This is a genomic window from Mesorhizobium sp. M7A.F.Ca.AU.002.02.1.1 (assembly GCF_003998535.1).
Lineage (GTDB): Bacteria > Pseudomonadota > Alphaproteobacteria > Rhizobiales > Rhizobiaceae > Mesorhizobium > Mesorhizobium ciceri.
The window spans coordinates 1-3,121 of sequence record NZ_RZPB01000706.1; the positions used below are offsets into that span (position 1 = coordinate 1).

At 61.7% G+C, this 3,121-nt stretch carries 3 protein-coding genes; 1 reads left to right on the forward strand and 2 read right to left on the reverse strand.

Features of this window, described 5'->3' with window-relative positions:
• Positions 1 to 750 (reverse strand): MBL fold metallo-hydrolase (locus EN879_RS29785; RefSeq protein ID WP_245493883.1); only part of this gene is annotated, 750 nt, incomplete at its 3' end.
• 278 nt (positions 751 to 1,028) lie between these two features.
• On the opposite strand from EN879_RS29785, the gene EN879_RS29795 reads away from it, so the two are divergent.
• Positions 1,029 to 1,955, forward strand: coding sequence for a DMT family transporter (locus EN879_RS29795; RefSeq protein ID WP_013530053.1), 927 nt, complete (start codon positions 1,029 to 1,031; stop codon positions 1,953 to 1,955).
• Between the two features lie 10 nt (positions 1,956 to 1,965).
• Here the strand turns inward: EN879_RS29795 and EN879_RS29800 are convergent, their stop codons facing one another.
• A complete protein-coding gene (locus tag EN879_RS29800) occupies positions 1,966 to 2,874 on the reverse strand; it encodes an alpha/beta hydrolase (RefSeq protein WP_013530054.1) in 909 nt (302 codons plus the stop codon).
• Positions 2,875 to 3,121: the final 247 nt, after the last annotated feature.

Below are 3,121 nucleotides of genomic sequence, written 5' to 3' on the forward strand. Positions count from 1 at the left end.
AATCCAGATGCGCGCCGGCGACGAAACATGATCGTCGGCAGCAAGCGCCAGCAACCGCAACCGGCTTTCGCGCGCCTGGTCCTGATCGGCATCGAATTCCCACGTCACCTCAGGTCGATCGAACTGAAGCGATGGGACGTGAACGGTGTCGCCCCAAATCAGAATGCGTTCGCCACCGCTCGAAACACGAAAGCAGCTGTGTCCCGCTTCATGGCCATGGGCTTCGACAATGTCGACATGTGTCCCGATACGGTCTCCGGCCTCGAAGGGTTCCGCCATGCTGTGAAATCGTTCGAGCCGCGCTTCGGCGCGAAAAAAGCCGAGTTCTTCCCCGGGAACGAGCAAACGCGCCAGGCGCGGGAAAGCGTCGCGGCCGTCGGCAAGCACAAGACCATGGATGTGGTCGAGATGGGTGTGGGTGAAACAGACGGCACGGACTCGTCCGGCATCGATGCCAGCTTCGTCCAGCGCCTCGGGAAGTCGGCCCATGGTGGGATGCCAGGCGTTCGAGGCACCGGTATCGATCAGGATGATTCCGTCTCCATCGTCAATCGCGAAGGCATTGACGGACAGTCTGAGTTGACCACCAACCAATGCGACTTGTTGCGGCAATTCATCGCCAAATGGCTTGTCGCCGGGTTGCCGAAGCCGTCCGATCGGCATGTCGACATAGCCATCGCGCAAGGAGGTGATGCGCAAGTCACCAAGATCGTAGGTCTGATAAAGGTCGCCCGAAGCCATGCGGTGCATTTTTTCCGATCCGTCTGCAGACAACCGGCAACATGCGACGGGCCAGCTGCGTCGGCAACCCGCCCGCTCAATTCGATCTGTGCCATGGGTGCGTGCGTCGCCTGCCGTGGCCGGATGATGCAGTCGGCGAGGCGGTCCGTTTCGTTCAACTCGCCGGCATGGTGCTGATACCCTGATGTCACGATAGCCTCGGCCCAATCGGGGTTGGACTGCTACATCGACCGGGCTGCCATCTGGTCGCGACCCTTGCCCTGATATATCCGGCTGCGATCCGTCACATGAGTGAAGCCGTGAAGACATCCAGCCTGACCGGCGCCGTTTCCCCGATGATCCCGGTGCTCGTATGCGCGCTTGCGATCTTCCTGCTGTCCGGGATGGATGCGGCGATGAAGATCCTGGTCATCGCGGTCGGGGTCTACAACACCTTGCTGTGGCGCAGCATGGTCGCGGCCGTGGTCGCGGGCGCAGCCTGGTTGGCGGGACCACGCTTAAAGCCGACCATTCCGGTGCTGAGGCTGCATGCGCTGCGTGCCGCAATTGTCGGCGTCGTGCTGATATCCTTCTTCTGGGGCTTGGCCAGGCTGCCGCTCGCGGAGGCGATCGGGCTCAGCTTCGTGGCGCCCTTGTTTGCGCTGTTTCTCGCCGCGCTGCTGCTGGGCGAACGGATCCGACGCCAGGCTGTCTGGGCATCGTTGGCCGGCATCGCCGGCGTCGCCATCATCATGGCCGGCCAGTTCGGGCAGGCAGACTATTCGCAGGACGCCATGCTCGGCACGGCAGCGGTGCTCGTATCAACCGTGTTCTACGGATACAATCTGATCCTCGCCCGGCAACAGGCGCAGTTGGCCAAGCCGATCGAGATCATGCTGTTCCAGAACCTTTGCGTTGCCATCCTGCTCGGCCTCGCGGCACCCTGGCTTGCCGTCGCCCTGCCGAGCGATCTTTGGCTTCCTTTGGCCGGGGTGACGGTGCTGTCGCTCGCCGGGCAATTCCTGATGAGCTGGTCCTACGCCCGCGCCGAAGCGCAATATCTGATCCCGACGGAATACTCGGCCTTCATCTGGGCGGTCGCGCTTGGCTGGTTCTTCTTCGGCGAGGAGGCGACCTGGACCACGCTGACGGGAGCGTGCCTGATCGTCGCCGGCTGCCTGATCGCCGCGCGGGCCAATCCCAGGCTTGCCGAGCCCATCGAAGTGGCGGTTTGAACGTCGACGTTCAACGCCCCGCAGGATCGCGAAATACCCCAGTCTCCACCTCGTGCATGAAGTGAGCGATGAGAGCCGCGCATTGGCGATGATGCGTTTCGAGAAGCATGTGCCCGCTCTCAAAGACATGGATTTCGACGGCGTCGAGATCGCGGCTGTAGGCCATGATCTCGTCCAGCGCGAAGAAGGCGTCGTGGCGCCCCCACAGCACCAGGCATGCTGGCTGTTGGTCGCGGAGATAGGCCTGGATGGCCGGGAAGCGCGCGATGTGCGAGCCATAATCGGTGAAGAGTTCGAACTGAATGTCGGTGTTGCCGGGCCTCGCCAGGCGCTCCGTATCGAGATACCAACCCTCGGGCGGAAACAACACTTTCAGACGCTCGGGGAGACCGCCGATATATTGGTTTCGGGTCCCCTCGAAATTCATCCAGTCCGGCAGTCTGGCGCGGTTTTCTTCAGTCGGTTCGGCGAAGAACGCCTTCGGCGCGTCCCATTCCGGTCCCAGCCCCTCGTCATGAGCGTTGCTGTCCTGGGCGATCAGGCCGAGGATGCGATCCGGCCGCCGTGTGGCGAGATGATAGCCGACGGGCGTGCCGAAGTCAGTGATGTGGAGGAAGAATCGCTGGAGGCCGAGGGCCTCGATGAAGGCTTCGATCGTGCTGGCCAGGTTGTCGAACGTGTAGTCATAGGCATCGATGGAAGGGGCGGACGAAAAGCCGAAACCGGGCAGATCCGGCGCCACCACATAGGCTGTCTCCGCCAGCGGTTCGATGACATTGCGATAGACGTGCGACGAAGTCGGATATCCGTGCAGCAGCAGGATTGCCGGTCTGCCGGGATCGCCGGCATGACGGTAGAAGATGTCGAGGCCGTCGACATTGATGGTTTCGTGGCGGGTCTTGTAACGATTGCTGCACATCCTCTCCCTCCCAGGGGTTCCGCGCCGATCTGGCGACGCGCTGGCTTTGACACCACGTATCCGTATGATAGTGGTTACATGTAACCGTATAATCCGGTTAATGAGGTTATGTTCCATGGGCGATGAATACACCGAATGGGTACCGGATCACTTCATAGGCGGGCATCCCGCTTTGGACCTGTCGAACGCCGTGTTCGACCGGCGGGCGCCGGCAACAGACAATGAACTCTTCAAGTCCGTCCGGGAT